At 44.1% G+C, this 17,051-nt stretch carries 13 protein-coding genes; 2 read left to right on the top strand and 11 right to left on the bottom strand.

All coding sequences use genetic code 11. The features are described from left to right. Positions 1–145 precede the first annotated feature (145 nt). The 5 genes from NYE45_RS15200 to NYE45_RS15180 form a co-directional block, all read right to left on the bottom strand. Positions 146–859 (bottom strand): glycoside hydrolase family 16 protein, encoded by a 714-nt coding sequence (locus tag NYE45_RS15200; RefSeq protein ID WP_340012952.1) that lies wholly within the window; start codon positions 857–859, stop codon positions 146–148. A 295-nt stretch (positions 860–1,154) separates the two neighbouring features. After that, the gene (locus NYE45_RS15195) at positions 1,155–1,859 is read right to left on the bottom strand and encodes an ankyrin repeat domain-containing protein (protein ID WP_340012950.1); all 705 of its coding nucleotides are present in this window, start codon (positions 1,857–1,859) and stop codon (positions 1,155–1,157) included. 10 nt (positions 1,860–1,869) lie between these two features. Continuing rightward, positions 1,870–3,378: an S-layer homology domain-containing protein gene (locus NYE45_RS15190; RefSeq protein WP_340012949.1), complete on the bottom strand. Its 1,509-nt coding sequence runs from the start codon at positions 3,376–3,378 to the stop codon at positions 1,870–1,872. Positions 3,379–3,497: 119 nt separating this feature from the next. Then, complete coding sequence (locus tag NYE45_RS15185) at positions 3,498–4,190, bottom strand: response regulator transcription factor (protein WP_340012948.1); 693 nt, start codon at positions 4,188–4,190, stop codon at positions 3,498–3,500. Positions 4,191–4,196: 6 nt separating this feature from the next. Then, the gene (locus tag NYE45_RS15180) at positions 4,197–5,666 is read right to left on the bottom strand and encodes a HAMP domain-containing sensor histidine kinase (RefSeq protein WP_340012947.1); all 1,470 of its coding nucleotides are present in this window, start codon (positions 5,664–5,666) and stop codon (positions 4,197–4,199) included. A 278-nt stretch (positions 5,667–5,944) separates the two neighbouring features. On the opposite strand from NYE45_RS15180, the gene NYE45_RS15175 reads away from it, so the two are divergent. Together NYE45_RS15175 and NYE45_RS15170 are read left to right on the top strand one after the other, a co-directional pair. Beyond that, the gene (locus NYE45_RS15175; protein ID WP_340012946.1) at positions 5,945–6,772 is read left to right on the top strand and encodes an AraC family transcriptional regulator; all 828 of its coding nucleotides are present in this window, start codon (positions 5,945–5,947) and stop codon (positions 6,770–6,772) included. Positions 6,773–6,851: 79 nt separating this feature from the next. Next, positions 6,852–7,190 (top strand): cupin domain-containing protein, encoded by a 339-nt coding sequence (locus tag NYE45_RS15170; protein WP_340012945.1) that lies wholly within the window; start codon positions 6,852–6,854, stop codon positions 7,188–7,190. 197 nt (positions 7,191–7,387) lie between these two features. Here the strand turns inward: NYE45_RS15170 and NYE45_RS15165 are convergent, their stop codons facing one another. The 6 genes from NYE45_RS15165 to pdxS form a co-directional block, all read right to left on the bottom strand. Beyond that, on the bottom strand, positions 7,388–8,227 hold the full coding sequence (locus NYE45_RS15165; RefSeq protein ID WP_340012944.1) for a copper amine oxidase N-terminal domain-containing protein: 840 nt from the start codon (positions 8,225–8,227) through the stop codon (positions 7,388–7,390). A 177-nt stretch (positions 8,228–8,404) separates the two neighbouring features. Further along, positions 8,405–9,487 (bottom strand): ABC transporter substrate-binding protein, encoded by a 1,083-nt coding sequence (locus NYE45_RS15160; RefSeq protein ID WP_340012943.1) that lies wholly within the window; start codon positions 9,485–9,487, stop codon positions 8,405–8,407. A 259-nt stretch (positions 9,488–9,746) separates the two neighbouring features. Further along, complete coding sequence (locus tag NYE45_RS15155) at positions 9,747–12,020, bottom strand: glycoside hydrolase family 3 C-terminal domain-containing protein (protein ID WP_340012942.1); 2,274 nt, start codon at positions 12,018–12,020, stop codon at positions 9,747–9,749. 19 nt (positions 12,021–12,039) lie between these two features. Next, complete coding sequence (locus tag NYE45_RS15150) at positions 12,040–13,272, bottom strand: PTS transporter subunit EIIC (protein WP_340012941.1); 1,233 nt, start codon at positions 13,270–13,272, stop codon at positions 12,040–12,042. Between the two features lie 203 nt (positions 13,273–13,475). Then, positions 13,476–15,935, bottom strand: a complete 2,460-nt coding sequence (locus NYE45_RS15145) for a helix-turn-helix domain-containing protein (RefSeq protein WP_340012938.1) — start codon at positions 15,933–15,935, stop codon at positions 13,476–13,478. A 204-nt stretch (positions 15,936–16,139) separates the two neighbouring features. Further along, positions 16,140–17,021 (bottom strand): pyridoxal 5'-phosphate synthase lyase subunit PdxS, encoded by an 882-nt coding sequence (gene pdxS / locus NYE45_RS15140; RefSeq protein WP_036671277.1) that lies wholly within the window; start codon positions 17,019–17,021, stop codon positions 16,140–16,142. Between the last annotated feature and the right edge of the window lie 30 nt (positions 17,022–17,051).

Below are 17,051 nucleotides of genomic sequence, written 5' to 3'. Positions count from 1 at the left end.
AATGAATGATTGATATTTATGCCCATACTAATATTGCAACATTTATTGCATTAATTTAGGATATTGAATAATGAATACACATATTGAATAAATACAACGCCTGGAGGCAGGAAAAAAGCAGCCGTTAGCGGCTGCTCCTGGATGCTTAATTACTCGTATATTTCACCCAATCATATTCTGCATAAAGCGGATTGGCACCGTTGTAAGGTCCGAGCCAGCTATCCACACCCGTTCCATTCCAGAGGTTCATCATAATTTTGCCTGGTGTGGTTGGAATATTGCTGGTTGCCGTATGTTTTAATACTCCATCGACATACCATTTGATATGTCCTGGCTGCCAATCGAATGCATACGTATGGAAACCTTGGGAGGCATCAAAGCCGAGATTGATAATCTTCTCATGATTGCCAACCCCGTTGGTATAATAATTGAACTGTACTTTGGTCGTGTCTTTCCCTAAAAATTCGATATCAATCTCATCCCATTGTGTGCCATGAGAGGGTCCTGTGTATGTGAAAAATGAGGAAACTACACCTGTGTTTTTGGCAGGCTTCATACTGACTTCATACAAACCGTATCCATACGTATTCGTGGAGCGGTACTCTCCACAATCAAACTTGTTCTGTGCAGAGCTGGTCAAACCAAGCTTAAGCTTGCCATCACTTGTGAAATTAACATTGTTAGCCCTCCAGGTACAGTTGAACATGTTCCCATTGGAATACCCATCCGCTTTTTGCCACGTACTTGCGTTAAAATAGGTTAGAGGTTCCCAGAACACATAACCCGCGAAAGCGCTTACTGAAAAAAATAAAGAAATGACACCTGTTACCGCCAAAGTATACCAAGACTTCTTCTTCATCATACACCTCCATGAATGATTCCAACATGTAAATGTTAGTGCTATCAAGGCACAGGCGAGAAAGGTTGACGACACCTGCATGAAATAATAGATAACGCTTACATGGTTGGTGTTTCCATTTTATATGTAAGGTGTATCGTAAACTATAGCAAACTTCAAAGCAGAGATATTCATTTTTTAAGATTTTCATATCTGTTAAATGAAGCGTCTGTCCTTCAAAGTAGAAGAATCAGACGCTCCAGGATTACCATTTTCATACCTCAATATGCTGGTCTTTTATTACCCTAAACTATTTCTACCTCGCACCAGCCCCAACCAAAATCTCTTCAATTTCCTTGAAGCCTTTATTCTTCGCATGACTGAGCGGTGACACCCCATCACGATCCGGAATGTTGACATCTGCTCCGTGCTCAATGAGTAATTGTATCGTCTCCTGCTGCTGTACATTGCCATCGTTAAGAATGATTGCTTCGAGTAGTGCTGTCCATCCTAATTGATTAACATGGTCCACATCCACCGAAGTTTGAGTCAGTAGTTCTTTCACTACATCCACATATCCATGCTCCGAAGCTGGAATGAGTGCTGTCCCTCCGTATCGATTCGTTATCGCTGGCTCCGCTCCCGCCTTAATCGTCAGCTTCAGAATATCCAAGTCTCCTTCAGCGCCAGCGTACAGAAACGGGTTATTCTTCATATTGTCCTGTATATTCACATCTGCACCCGCTTCAATTAACACTTTGGCCGATGTTAGATCATTATTGTAGGTTGCAATCATGGCAGCCGTTCGTCCATTCTGATCTTGAGCATTGATATTGGCACCTGCTTGAATCATTTGTTCGATGCGTTCAGTATCACTGTCCTCTACTGCCTTGAACAGCTGTTCATCTGCTGAAGTCATGGCCTTTTCCTCCACGTTAGAGTCGTTTCTCATTTCAGGCACGCAGCCCTGGACAATTAACATACTGCTTATCAGGACAACGATGATCAGCGATTTACTCATACTGCCTCCTTTACTCCAGTGTCAAGGTGACCGAAGAAGCGATACTCCAATCCCCAACTGGGTTTATTGTATACGTAGTACCCGGAGTCAACTTCCCATCATTTGTTAGGTCAAATACACCCGTCGCACCTTTTCGACTTGAATATTTATAAGTGGCCGTCAGAACATCCCCGCTAGGTGAAGTTAACGTTACACTTCGACCAGAGAACAATTCATCTCCAGGATCCTGGTCAAGCGTAACTTCAATGGAGGTTTCGCTCACGGCTTGAGCACTTGCAACCACTAGTGCATCAAACGATTTCGCCGTAAATGAAGCATTTTCGATGTTGGCCCAATCTGAAGAAACCGTATATGTGACACCTGATTTCAGCGTTTGTCCTTCAGGCAAACGGAACTTCGGTTCTTGTTTACCGTCTGTGGATTGCGTGAACGGAACATATCTGGCAACGATAGGCTCGCCACCTTCTGGCGTAATTACAACTTGTCTTGCCTGCATGGAAGAGATGATTTGAACCGTTTTGCCTCCTGCTTGCTCCTGATCATTCAGCACGAATGCATTAGCTCCTCGACCACCGCTGTAAGCCGAAATAATGTAACCATAATCCACTACACCGTTCTCTTGCAGTGCTTCAATCTCGAATGTATCATTCGTCACTTGACTAGCCGTTGTCATGTTTATTTTCGTGCCACTGCCTTCAAAGGAACCAGCGTCATGCCCTTTGTAAGTCAGGCTGTACACTTCACCAGCATTTTGTACGGACGTTGGAACGATGTAAGTCGCAATTGACCCTGTTTTCAAACGGGGCATATTGGTTAACGTCAGCCCACCGTTAAACACAAAGTCCGTTTGTGCCTTGGTAAAAGCTTCATCCGCTGCTGTCAGCGGCTTATCGAATGTGACGATTAACGTAATGGCATTCAGCGATCTGACACTCTCAATTTGAGCTTGCTCCGAAGGAATGGCTTGGTGGGCGGTTTGCAACAAAACTGCTGTTTCGCCGCGCGTTGCTGAACCGTTCTCGGAGTAAAACGCGCTCATCCAATGGTGAACGGATTTTACATCACGCTGCATCGCTTTGGATACGACCTGTTCGAGTTCAGCATCTGTCACTTGCGCTTGTGGCTGGAATTGTCCATCGTTCGCCTGCATGATGCCGAGTTCGACCAGCTTTGACGCATATGGCGCATACCATGCATTGGGATTAACATCTGTTAGTTCTACGGTTTCTCCCGTCTTGCTCTCCAAATTAAACGTTTTGAAAACCAATGAAGCTAATTCAGCACGGGTAATCGCTCGATGTTCACCCATAGATTGATCTGCATACCCGTTCATGATCCCCAAGCTATTCAGATCCTTGATAGCAGCTTCAATCTGTTGTTGGTTAAGCTGTGTGGTTGTTGCCGCAATGTTAGTAACGTATGTAGCTGCATGTACTTGATTCGCAGTTAACGGGAATGCTGCTGTGCCTAATGCAGTTATGGTTAGAAATGTAGCGATTTTGCGGGTTGTAGAATTCATGGTTGAATTCCTCCTCTATAGGTTGTAGTTGCCTGTATCTATAGAATAGAGGACAAAAAGAAACTCCCAAGGACAAAGTTATTAACAAAATATAAACTGGCTCTAAATTTTCACGAAACTTATGCAGTGAACCGGTAACCTGCCCCCCAGACGGTTTCAATATACTCCGGATTTTTGGGGTCTGTCTCCAGCTTCCCACGCAGTTTGCGAATATGGACGGTAACCGTTGCAATGTCTCCGGTGGAATCCATGCCCCAGATCCGCTCGAACAGATCGGATTTGCTGAATACACGATTGGGATGACTCGCAAGAAAGACAAGCAGCTCGAACTCCTTCGTTGTAATCGCCACCTCTTCGCCATTAACGAAAACGCGCCGTGATCCTTTGTCAATGTGAAGCCCGCGAATGTGGATTCCATCCTGCTCGGCTGGTTTATTTTTGCCAAGCAGTCTCTCGTATCGGGTCAAATGAGCCTTTGCTCGTGCAACCAATTCACTTGGACTGAACGGTTTTGTAATAAAGTCATCGACTCCCAGATTGAACGTCCGGATCTTATCGATTTCTTCCTTTTTCGCGGAAACGACAAGGATGGGCACCTCCTTCACCTCACGAATGCGCCTGCAACATTCGAAACCGTCGAGTCCCGGAAGCATCAGATCAACAATGATCAGATTGTACTCCCCCTCCAGCGCTTGCTTCAGGCCTTCATCTCCAGTATGGCAGAGATCCACAGAAAATCCGTTGAGCTCAAAATAATCCCGTTCCAGTTCTGCAATTGTTGTTTCGTCTTCAATGATCAAGATGTTTGCCATTACTCATTAGTCCCTCTCTTCATTTAGCCGTTTCAGTTTGATATATATGCTCGTGCCCTCATTGGGCTGGCTTTCTGCCCAGATGAAGCCCCCATGTCCATCAATGATTTGGCGGGCAATTGCCAGCCCGAGCCCACTTCCGCCCGTTGAGGAATTGCGGGATTGTTCTGCACGATAGAAGCGTTCAAATATATAAGGTAGTGCTTCTTCGGCTATTCCCCTGCCATTGTCTTTAAACGCCATCGTAATCCAAGTCTCATCAGCTTGAAGTGTAATCTCGAATTGTTTGTGTTCATTCTCCATGTATTTGAGTGCATTATCGACCACATTAACAACGGTACGTTTTAACTTCTCTGGATCCACAGCAGCCATAGCGGGACCAGACACCTGATTATTCCACTCTAAGGAAACGCCTTTATCCTCCAGATCGTATCTCAGCTCTTCAATGCTATCTTCAAGGAAATCAGCGAGATCAACTGTTTTGAACAGGAAAGGCTCTTGGTTCAAGTCGAGCTTTGAATACAAAAACAGTTCATCCACCAGCTTGTCCATGCTAACTGCTTTGGAGTGAATGATATTAACGTAACTCTCCATTTTCTCAGGAGTATTAGCCACTCCGTCACGAATACCCTCAATATAACCTTTGATATTGGTAATTGGCGTACGGAGATCATGCGAAATGTTGGAGATGAGCTCTTTACGGTTCACTTCGTCCTGCTGTCGTAACGCATAGGAGAGCTGTAATTGATTCCGCATGCTCTCAAACGCTTCGCTGAGTTGCCCAACTTCGTCATTGGAATTTAACTGTAGCTTAAAGGATAGATTGCCCTCTTTAATATGTTCGGCTGAACTTCGTAGTTGATTCAGAGGCTTAATGAAGCTGCGAGTGATCCAGCGGAACAAAAGCAGATTGGTAATAATCAGGACACCGATAAGCAGAACTGACATCACAGGCAGCAGCTTGCGAGTAAGCTCCGCAAAGGGACTTTTCTCACGAATGACGAATATACTCCCTCGTTCCCCATCTGAATATTGAAAATCAAATTTCGCATACGCGTAGAATCGCTCACCAATATTGAAGGTGCTCCGAATCTGATAATTGTTAAGATCATAGGCAGGCAGTGCTTGCTTCAGTTCTGGCTGGTTGAAGGTCAGTGATTCGAAGATCTGACTATTCTCTCGTCTGATGTAGAGCCCTGACTTCTCAGCTCGAAGCTTCATATCATATTCACGCAGCAAAACCTTGTTCTGCAGGTCATCAGGGTCATTTTTAGCCAGAAACTTCATCTCTTGAAAGATCGATTCTCCCTGTTCAGTCAATGGATTGATCTGATAATGTACCTTGTATATATCGCGAAAACTCTGTAGATCCCCTGTAGCCGCAATCGTATACAGGCTTGCCGTAAGCAGGATGAACAGCAGGCTTATAACGAGCATACCCGTAAAAGACAGCAGCATTTTGATTCGAATTGACATAAGTTCCCCTTCTTAAACATGCAATTGGATTAGTTAGTGCACATGTTAACACAAGATCGATCTCATTGCCCATATTTTAAAAAAAGTGCTTCCGCATTCGCCATGTTGGTTCGGTTAAGCGGCATGGAACCGTTTAATGCTGGTTTGAGCGTAGCCAAAAGCATCATTTTTCATTTTATATGTTGACAGTGATAATGATTATCAATAGTGTTGGAGTAAGATATACAGAGATTTATGTCAGCATGACCAGCAAACACTTTTGAAACGAGGTACGAAATGTGAAAGTAGATGTGAATCAGTTAGCAGCGCATTTTGCACACATTCCTTTTCAAGTAGAAGGAATATATCGATATGCTAGAAATCCAGGCGTGCCCCACGCTGACTATACCGATTCTTTTCCTGGATTTGTATTTCCTCTGACAGGAAAGATTCAATTCCAATTTGATGGTACGCCCTATATCTTCTCACCAGGAAAAGTTGTACACGGGGGTGCGAAAATGAAACTGGACCAAACCGTGTTTAATAAAAACGACTGGGAATACATCCTTGTTTTATACCGAATATGTAGTTCGGATCTCGATGAATCAAGCTTTTCCCATCAGCATTTTGAATTATCAACGGGTCAATCCCCTCGTCTAATTGAATTAATTACGCGGCTCTGGCATGTGTATAATCAGCGTGGAGGCATGTCAAAGTTTCAGACCGAGATGCTGTTCCGTGATGTGCTGAATGAGGCCTTAATATGTGTGGATCATCGGCAAAATAGTAATGAATCAGATGCTTTATTCGAACGGGTCTCTACTCATATTCATGAAAACTATGATCAAAGCCTGACAGTATCATCGCTCGCAGAGCTATATAATGTGAATCGCAATCGACTTTCTTATGTATTTAGAAGACATGCGGGCATGGGGCCAGCAGATTATATATTGAATTATCGTATAAACATGGCGCAACAAATGTTGTCTGCAAGTGACGCGTCTGTACAACACATTGCCGAAACCGTTGGCATTGCAGATCCCTTCTATTTTAGTAGAGTGTTCAAGAAACAAAATGGTATTTCTCCTACTGAGTATCGCCAGAAGTTCATCAATAATCCATCCTGATTTCAACAGGCATCCATGTTATACCCAAAATTAAATCCGTATACTGAATATAAAGGCTTAATACACAGGGGGAATGACGATGCACTATCAAGCTATTCAATTAAATGAGGAATTTTCGAAATTAGACGATCTGTGGTCTCCGAAACTCATTGGTGAAATGAATGACTATCAGTTTAAGATCGTTAAGATTGCTGGAGATTTTGAGTGGCACGTTCATGAAGAAACCGATAAGTTATTTTTTGTGCTCGAAGGGGAAATGATTATTGATTTTCGTGATGGGCAAGTGAAGATTTCCAAGGGAGAGATGTACATTGTTCCCAAGGGAGTTGAGATCAAGCCTTCCGCGGAAAAAGAATGTCATATCATGTTGATGGAGCCTGGAAGTGAAGTAAACACTGGCGGCACTAAGGCCGAATAAGCGTCACTTAAGTGTGAACTGATTCACACTATAACGATAATAAATTCACAAGTCAACTAGTCTTGAAAGATATCATTATAAAAAGATTCAGGAAGAAATATGCTAGAGCCGCTGATCATCGTGATCAGCGGCTCTTTGAGATGTTTGTATTATTGTTCTTTAATTGGTGACGTATGAATATCAGATCAGATATATATTCATCGAGGAAGCACTTCAAGCACCTTACCGCTTCCATCATCGATAATACGTATCTTATTGTCATCTATGAGTTGAATACTACCATCTGAATTCAAAATTTCATGCGGCTCCATTACCCCATGAGCAATGGATTTGCGAATCAGACCTTTATTTTTGAATACCAGCGTGTAAAGATCGTAGTCTTCTGTTTTTCGATTAGTGTGTTCAATGATGACAATAAGTAGATTTTGGGGACTCCTCTTGAAATTTATTTTGAGATCATGAGTATTCACATTAATGTCCTTTATACCTAACGGAATTGAACTCTTTTGTCCAGTAGAAGTATTCGTAATTTCAAGATCTCCTTTTGTAGCGCGAATGACATAGGTGTAACCCATGTCGCTACCATAAAAAGTATCGGTATAATTGCTCAGCCCAGTCACGGTTATCTTTTTCGTTTTCGTATCTCGATGAGTCACTTCCCCGTCCAAAGCAGATGCAAGAAATCTAATGGGCACATAAAGGTGACTAATATACGACACAGGTTCTGTGCCCATATCTACTTTTTGACCATCCACTTCGGCAATTCTGCTTCCCAAGTGCACAACAATATGCTTCTCACTGCTCTTTAGTACGGCCGTCTTATCATCTTCCATCCCCCACACTAGGCCTGCCTTAATACCCAGTGAGAAAAAGTTTCCGTACGTGACTCCATCCTTGATTAACGTCTCAACATGGTTAATACGACCGTCTGCCCACTGAATTTCCAAATCAACGTATTTGGATGCCGCTTCAGATTTTTGAGGCCCCGATGGTAATAACACCGACATCACTAATGCAACGGCAACTACTTTTCTCATATGCTTCATCTTCACAGCGGCTCACCCATTCCATGTAATTTTTAACTATACAATAGTAACGTTAGATTCCAATAAAAGTTTGATCAGCTTAAGACAGAAATTGGGTTCCTGATAACAAAAAAAAGCCGCTAATATAGCGACTTTCATTGGTACTATGCTCTTAGCACGAAATTGCCATTACAACCCGAGATCATCAGCGAGTCCTTCAACACCTGTGAAGATGGAATCTCCGTATCCCCAGAAGTTGTTGAAATCAATAATGTAGATTTTCTTGTTTTTAACTGCGTTAATGTTTTGTACCTGCTTGTTGGCAAGCAGCTTTTTAATCGTTTCTTCTGGATCAATACCACCAGCATACCTGGAAATAATCATGGCATCCGGATTAATCTCGATTAGCTTCTCCAGACTGAGTGTGCCGGTTTCATTAATCAGCATATTATGCATATTGATTAATGACATTGCACTTTCAATAAACGTATCACCATTTCCGTTGTAGATTCCAATGGTTCCGTCACCATTATCCGAAAAAGATGCATAGTTGATCGTTTCATCGCTAGCTCGAGCCGACAACGCAGTCTCGCGTGCTTTAAGCGTCTCAATATATGCTGCTGCGTTCGCTTGTACGTTGAATATCTCACCTAATTCAGTAATGTCCTGATACAGACTATCTAACGATGCGTCAGGAACACTGGTGCTTTGTACGTACGTTTTAATCCCCATATCATTCAAGCTGGTTACTGTACCAACACCCCAGTCCGCATCCTCAAACAATCCACCACGCCCTACAACCAGGTCAGGCGTAGCCCCTATTGTCACTTCCTTACCAACATAGCCTTCAGCAAGCACAGGAATTTGTTTAAACTCGTCAGCAATATCTTCAGGTACACTACCAAACAACGCAGCTACACCTACAAGCTTGTCTGTCAAACCAAGGCGAATCATCAGCTCGGCTGCACCTTGTGTATTGGCAACTACTCGTTCAGGTGCCTTGTCGAACGTTTGATCCTTCTTCACCCATGTGCCATTCTCTGTTGTATAATTTGAAACGGTTACCGGGTAAGTTGTTTCAGCAGGTGCTGAAGCGTCTGCGTCGGTTTGTTCCCCATTTGTTGCTTCATTCGTGGCGCTGCTCTCCGCAGCTTGCTGTGAGTCGCCATTTGCATCTTTACTGCCACCATTGCTGCTTGAACACGCTGCGAGCACCAGAATCATTGCAGTAATTAAACAAAGAAACATCCCTTTTTTAACGGATACCAACATGTAAATAATCTCTCCCTTTTGAATTCTCTCTTGTCTTTTAGACCAATATGTAAAATAACTATTGTCAGTATACAGTAAATGTCGAAGTGTGTAAATGAGAACAATAATCAATATCACTAGTCTGATAAATTAAAAGAGACACCCATATGGATGCCTCTTACTTTGGCGATAAATTTTAGTTCATGCAACCTGGAGGCTCACAAAGAAACCAAGTTCATGTCCTTTGTTTAGGATTGAACTTGGTTTCTCTTTTATTTATCTATTCATTACGTGCCTGATTAACTTTGGCGATAAGTTCATGAATAACTTCATCAGGTGAACGTTCGTTCATCCATTGCTGACCGAACATTTGGAATACTTTGATCATCGGGAAATCTGCCCAGAATCCTACAAACTCCTCGTTAAGATATACCTTGTCCGTAACGTGCTCGTTCATTTCATTCAGGCAATGCTCCAATTCCTTTTTCGCTACTGGATCACTTACCCACTCACTAAGCAGACTGAATTTGTGGAATGTGATTTCTTCCTTACCAAAGTCACAATACAGACGTTCCGTAATTCGGAGATCTTTGGAGGAGCTGCCAAGTGAAATTTGGAAAAATCCGGTCTCTGCCACCCAACGATTATACTTTGTGTTGTAATATGAAAAATCTCTCTCTTCCAGTTCAAAAGTAATCTTGCGTTTTTCACCCGGCTCCAGTTCAACTTTTTCAAAAGCTTTTAATTCTTTCTCTGGACGGGTCCATGTGCACTCTTCATCGTGAACATACAGTTGAACAACTTCTTTTCCCTTGCGCTTACCGGTATTCTTTAATTGGAAGGACACAGTAACACCGGTATGGGTCTGAGCCACTTCCAGATCCGTATACAAAAACGATGTGTAAGACAATCCGTGTCCAAACGGGAATTGAGGTGCCAGTTCTTTCCGGTCATAATATCGATAACCCACGAACAGGCCTTCGCGATAATACAGCTTGCCGTTCTCTCCGCGAATTCGCATATGTGAAGGGTTGTCCGATAGTTTGACGGGGAATGTCTCAGACAGCTTGCCCGAAGGATTCGTCTGTCCGAATAATACATCTGCAATCACTTTACCCATGCCTTGACCCGACAACCACGAATGAATGACACCAGATACATGCTGTACCCATGGACGCATCGCCAGTGCGGAACCGCTACTCGTTACGACAATACACTTGGGCTGAACCGCGGCTACCGCAAGAATCAATTTTACTTGATGCTCGGGAAGATCAATGCCTTGCAAATCGTGCATCTCGGATTCGGCATATTCCGGTTGGCCAACAAACAGTACAGCAACATCGGAATTCATGGCTAATGACACGCTTTCCTTGATTAGCTCATCATTGATAGAGTCATCCTCCGGGTACCCTTCTGCATAGTTCATGGTCATGGCATCGCCAGCCAGATTTTTTATCTCGTCCCATGGAATATCAACCTTTGTAGGCGTTACTTTCGCACTGCCCGCTCCCTGAATTCTCGGTTTTTTGGCAAACCGTCCGATCACGGCAATCGACGAAATGGAATCCTGCCCTAACGGGAGAATCGCGTTCTCATTTTTCAGAAGCACAATACTCTCGGCCGCCGCTTTACGTGCAAGTGCATGATAGTCCGCATCTGGAGAAGAATCCATGTCTTTTTTGCCCGTTACCCGCTCAACCAGCTTCAAAATACGACCCACGCTCTGATTCAACTGTTCTTCGGACAGGCTTCCGTGCTGAACCGCTTCAATGATCGCTTTGGCATTGTAATTTGCGGGACCCGGCATTTCCAGATCAAGCCCGGCCTTCAGTCCGCGTATACGATCATTAACAGCGGTCCAGTCGGATATAACAACGCCTTCATAACCCCACTCTTCTCTCAAAATGTCATGCAACAAATGTTCGTTCTCACTTGTATACGTTCCATTCAATAAATTATAAGAACACATAACCGTCCAAGGGTCGGATTTCTTAATAATACGTTCAAAGGCACTCAGGTAAATCTCGCGAAGCGTCCGCTCGTCGATTTCCGAACTGGTCACCATTTTCTCGAACTCCTGGTTGTTGCCGGCAAAGTGTTTGACAGAAGCGCCCACGCCTTCGCTTTGGATCCCGTTTATAAACGCCGCACCAAGTTCTCCCGTCAAGTATGGGTCTTCCGAGTAGTATTCGAAGTTTCTTCCGCCAAGTGGCGTTCTTTTCATATTGACACCAGGTCCAAGCAGCAGCTCAACGTCCATCGCTTTGGATTCACGTCCCAGTGCCACACCGACTTCATGCAACAATTCCGTATTCCACGAAGAACCGATGGCTGAACCCGTAGGGTAACAGGTTGCGGGGACATTTTCCGTTGTAATCCCCATTTCTTCATCGCTGTTCGTTTTACGGATGCCGTTTGTCCCATCGTACATATGAACTGGCGGAATGTTTAACCGTTCAATTCCTTTCGTCATCCACATATTCAATCCTGCGCAGAGTGAAGCTTTCTCGGCCAGAGTCAATGCCGACAACAATTCATTAATTGATTTATCCATAGTACTCACCCTTCTGATCTCAATTTTGTTCTTGTTCTTTCTTCAGTTCCTGTGCATCATACAGTTTGAAAAACGGAAACCAGACAATAAATACAATGACCAGAACGACCGCCAGCAAGATAAGCCCATTGAGTCCGGACATAATGTAGGTGGACAGGCCGATCGGCGTGTACCATAGCTGGAAGATCTGGCTCGGAATCCGCACCCAACCCCAGTCGAGAGCCAAGTACACAATCACCGGTGTGATCAGTGAATTAATCCACATCGGCACCATGAGTAATGGATTAAAGGCAATCGGTGCACCGTATACGACAGGTTCATTGATGTTGAACAAGGACGGGATAATCGTCGCTTTGCCGACAGATTTCAGCTTTTTCGAACGTGCCATCAGGAACCAAACAACTAACGGCAAGGTCGCTCCCATACCGCCAATACCCAGCCATCCGGAGAAAAAGGTTTCAAATGTGTTGATATTGACGGGATCTTGTCCCGCTGCCACAAGAGCTGCATTTTCTTCGATGGCAGGTATCCAGATCGCGTACCAGATCGGTGTCATGACCCATGGGCTTACGCCGAAAGAATACAGTACAACACCAATAAAGTTGAACAATAAAAATCCGGTTAAACTTTGCCCTACAGCATTGATCGGCTCAAATACGTTCACGATCAGTCCAAAAATATCAAAATGAAGCTGATATACAAGCACCCATCCTGTTGTTAATACCAGGGCGATCGGGACGAGAAAATCGAACCAGTCCATAATGAATTCGGGAAGTGAAGAACCCTTTTTGAAGAACGAAAATTTGTTGCATAAGATCATTACAAGAGCGACGAATACACCTACCAAGAGTGCTGTAATCATCCCCGAGGGTCCAAATCGTTCAAGGATGAACTGAATGGTACCGTCTTCGTTTACCGTCGGGTTAAGCAGCATGACGAACAGAGATATCCCCGTCATTCCCGCCAGCAACTTGATTTTGTGTCGTTCTCTTTTTTCCATCACGACATAAGGCGTCAAAAAAGCAATAAACAACCCCAGCAAACCGAAACTGAATGTCGTGATGGGTGTCAGGTCCGGCATTCCCGGAATGAAATCCTGCAAAATCGAAATCAATGTAATAATCGAACCGATGAAAATCATCGGAATGGCGACCATGATGGCTTCTTGAATCGAAGAAACCCAAATATTGTTCGTAAACGCCTCCAATCTTGGCGCAAACGAATCTGTCATCCATCTCATGAAACGCTTCATCCAAAACTCCCCCTGTCTTCCTCTAAGCTGCCACAACCATAGTATATCGATTTGTGTTAGCGCTTTCTTGTTGGAACTTGCCGCATCATGGATCGTTTTTTGCCCAATTCATCGCTATTGTTCTAGCTTGCCAGCCTGAACAAGAAATAAACAACAAAAAACATCCCTTCAATACTGAAAGGATGCCTTAAGAGTACTTTTTTTTAATATTGTCTATCCAACATGAGCAGCATTACCCCATGCGGTGGAAGCAAAATTTCTCTGCGCCAACTTTCATCTCTTACCATCTCTGTCCCCATCACGGGTCCACTCCTGCCGTTTAGATAGGCGATTTCTTCTTCAGTCAAGGAGTAGGGCGATCCCATGCGGGTCCACTCATCAAATACCGATCCATGCTCCCGGTCCAGTCTATAACTGGTGCATTTGTAAGGGCCCTCGAGATTGCTCAGGGTAAGTTCATAAGCTTTGCTGCCTTTTTCCTCAAATACGTCATAGCGGGTTGAGCTGGATAATTCCGACCAATCTCCACTTGCAAACAGCTGGTCTACGTGAACATAGTGATAGAACAAAAATTGCATGCTTCCATCCCTTTTTCGGGTTCCAACATAACCGTCTCCCTTGACCATCAGCTCATCCCCAAGCTTTTGCATAAGCTCAAATGCATAATAGCTGGGTTTCTTCAGCCCATCGCGGTTAATCAGGCCAAAGCCTCCGTAGAAAGGAGAAGCGGGAACGATACTTTCTTCGAATACATCGGTAAAGGACCAGAAAGCCATCGCTTTCACGTCACCGAGTGTGTTCATGGTGTGGTAGATGACAAACGGAGCCATGAACATGGTATCGTGCAGCAAGTTACGGTCATACAGCGAAAAGTTCCACTCGGTGACATGAAGTTCAACATGTCCGTACGATGACGCATTCATTTTTTGCTGCATTAGCTCAATACTCTCTTTATAAAAAGCAGGGGGCATGATTTGGGTTAAACGATCCTCTTCAACTTTGAGCTTGGGATACTCCGAATAGATGTGGAATGAAAAAAAGTCGAGAGCCACTTCCCGCTTGTGGCAATAGGACAAAAATTCCTCCGCCCAGGTATCATTCCAGATAGATCCGTAACCCATAGCTGGACCCCCCACCTTCAATTCCGGCAGAATTGATTTGATGGCATGAACGGTCGATTCGTAAAACGCAAAGTATTCTTCCTTGCTTCCTGCCCAACAAACACCAGCCAGGTCAGGCTCGTTCCATACTTCGAAATACCACCGTCTCACCTCTTCCGCCCCATAACGATTTAAACAATGGCGAACGAATTCGCCAACAAGCGCCTGCCACTTGGCAGGGTCGGATGGCGGGCTGATATTCCCCCTCCACCAAAACAGCGTTTCTTTGGATCTCGCCAGTTGGCTCGGCATGAAACTTAATTCCACAAATGGCCGAACGCCTTGATCCAGCAGGAAATCATACAACTTGTCCACATAAGACCAATTATAGAGGGGGATGCCCTGCTCGTTTTCGCTGTACACCATCATCTCGTCATTGAAGATGCCGTGAAATCGAATATATTGAAAAGGTACTTTGCCTTTCAGCGCGGAGAGCTGCTTCCGCCAATCTTCACGCAAACCTTCAATGGCTCTCCCTGCCGTCATGGTCATATTCCAGTGCTTTTCATAGACAGACGACGTCTGATCCGCACGAATTTCAATGCTAGTTTGGTCTGACAGATGTGCAGACGTTACAGGGAGCATGTCCTGATCGGCGTCTACCTTAGCATCCAGATATCGATACAGTGAGCCAATCGCATTCAACGTTTCCATCTCGTAATAATCTCCGCTTGAAGATTCCTCATACGTTTTGGGCTTGCGGTTCACATTCAACTGATGGGGTTCCGGTGTACGCGAAGCTTCCCGATAGGAACCGGGCGTGCAGCCGTACTTTTCCTTGAAGTATTTGTTAAACAGCTTCACATTGGCAAATCCGCAATCCAGCGCAATCTCCGAAATGTTTTTATCGTTTGCAGCCAGCTGCGCCTGAGCCTTCTCCAATCGAATGAGCGTCAAATACTTTTGGAAAGGTATTCCGATTTTGTCGGTGAAGAAGTGCGAGAAATAATGCAAACTTAAATGTTCGGAATGCGCCATATCCTGAAGCGTAATCTTCTCATTGTAGTGTAGATCAATATATGTGAGGACCCTGTTCAGTCTCTTATAGTCATAATCCCTGCTGCCTTCTTCCAATAGGGCATTGGTTCCACTGGAAAAATACCTCTGCAGGTAGCCGCATAACATCTGTAATCTACCCATTGTGAAATTTTGATAACCCGGTGTTTTTTTGTTAATTTCCCATACCATCTGCGCAAGATATTGTTTAATGCTATGCAGCCGGGGAGCATCTTGCTCCACATTCAAGGCAGAGTTACAGGTGATAAAGGTATTATTGTTCATCAACTCGGGACCGAACTGCAATGTTAATAACACGTTGTCCTGATTGGTTCGTTCGATCTTGTGGACTGACATACTGTTAACCACGATCACATCATCTTTTTGCAGTGTATATTGCTGCTGGTCCAGATACATGATGATTGAACCGTGGAGCACATATACAACTTCCACTTCCTTATGCCAATGGAAATCAATATGTTTTACCGAGTTCACGAAGAGTTTCATAGGCAGATCGTCCTGATGTTGAATAAACTCGTATAGATAGCGAATTGTCTGCACCTTCCTTCATACCGATTATTATAGGCACAGCATTTTGAAGATATCAACAAACTAAACAGTAATGACAAAAAAGCCGATCAATTAAGTTCAATTGATCGGCTCTTCTATATAAATGTTCAAATTACCTATTCAACCAGATGCCCTGCTATCTTACCAACCGCGGTTGGACATGCGCTCTTCTGGAGCCAATTTAGAAATTTCGATCCCTTTCATAGGGGCGCCCAAGTTTTTGGATACTTCAGCAATCAATTTGTAATCTGTGTAATGTGTTGTTGCTTCAACGATTGCACGAGCGAATTTCTCGGGGCTATCTGATTTGAAAATGCCTGATCCTACAAACACACCGTCTGCCCCCAGGTGCATCATTAATGCTGCGTCTGCTGGTGTAGCTACACCGCCTGCTGCAAAGTTAACGACAGGAAGTTTTCCATTTTCATGTACTTCGCGCAGAAGCTCATAAGCTACGCCCAGGTTTTTTGCTTCAGCGTACAGCTCGTCCTTGGACATATTTTGCACTTTACGGAGCTGGCTGTTAATTAGACGCATATGACGAACTGCCTCAACAATGTTACCCGTTCCAGGCTCACCTTTTGTACGAATCATCGATGCACCTTCACCAATACGGCGAAGAGCCTCTCCCAAATCTTTGGCTCCACATACAAATGGTACAGTGAACTCATGTTTATCAATATGGAACACTTCGTCTGCAGGTGTAAGAACTTCACTTTCATCGAGATAATCCACACCTAGGGATTCAAGCACTTTGGCTTCTATGTAATGACCGATACGCGCTTTGGCCATAACTGGAATAGACACAACCTTCATAACCTCTTCAACAATGGTTGGATCTGCCATACGAGCTACACCGCCGGCTGCACGAATATCGGAAGGTACCCGTTCAAGAGCCATAACAGCTGTTGCGCCTGCCGCTTCAGCGATTTTAGCTTGCTCTGCATTCATAACGTCCATGATGACGCCACCTTTTTGCATCTCAGCCATTCCTCTTTTTACACGATCTGTACCTGTTTGCATGTTTGTATTCCTCCTGTTAACTTTGGGTGG

Origin of the sequence: Paenibacillus sp. FSL K6-1318, assembly GCF_037976905.1 — a bacterium.
Lineage (GTDB): Bacteria > Bacillota > Bacilli > Paenibacillales > Paenibacillaceae > Paenibacillus > Paenibacillus amylolyticus_A.
The sequence above is the reverse complement of the archived record's forward strand: the minus strand, read 5'-3'. Positions and strand labels throughout refer to the sequence as shown.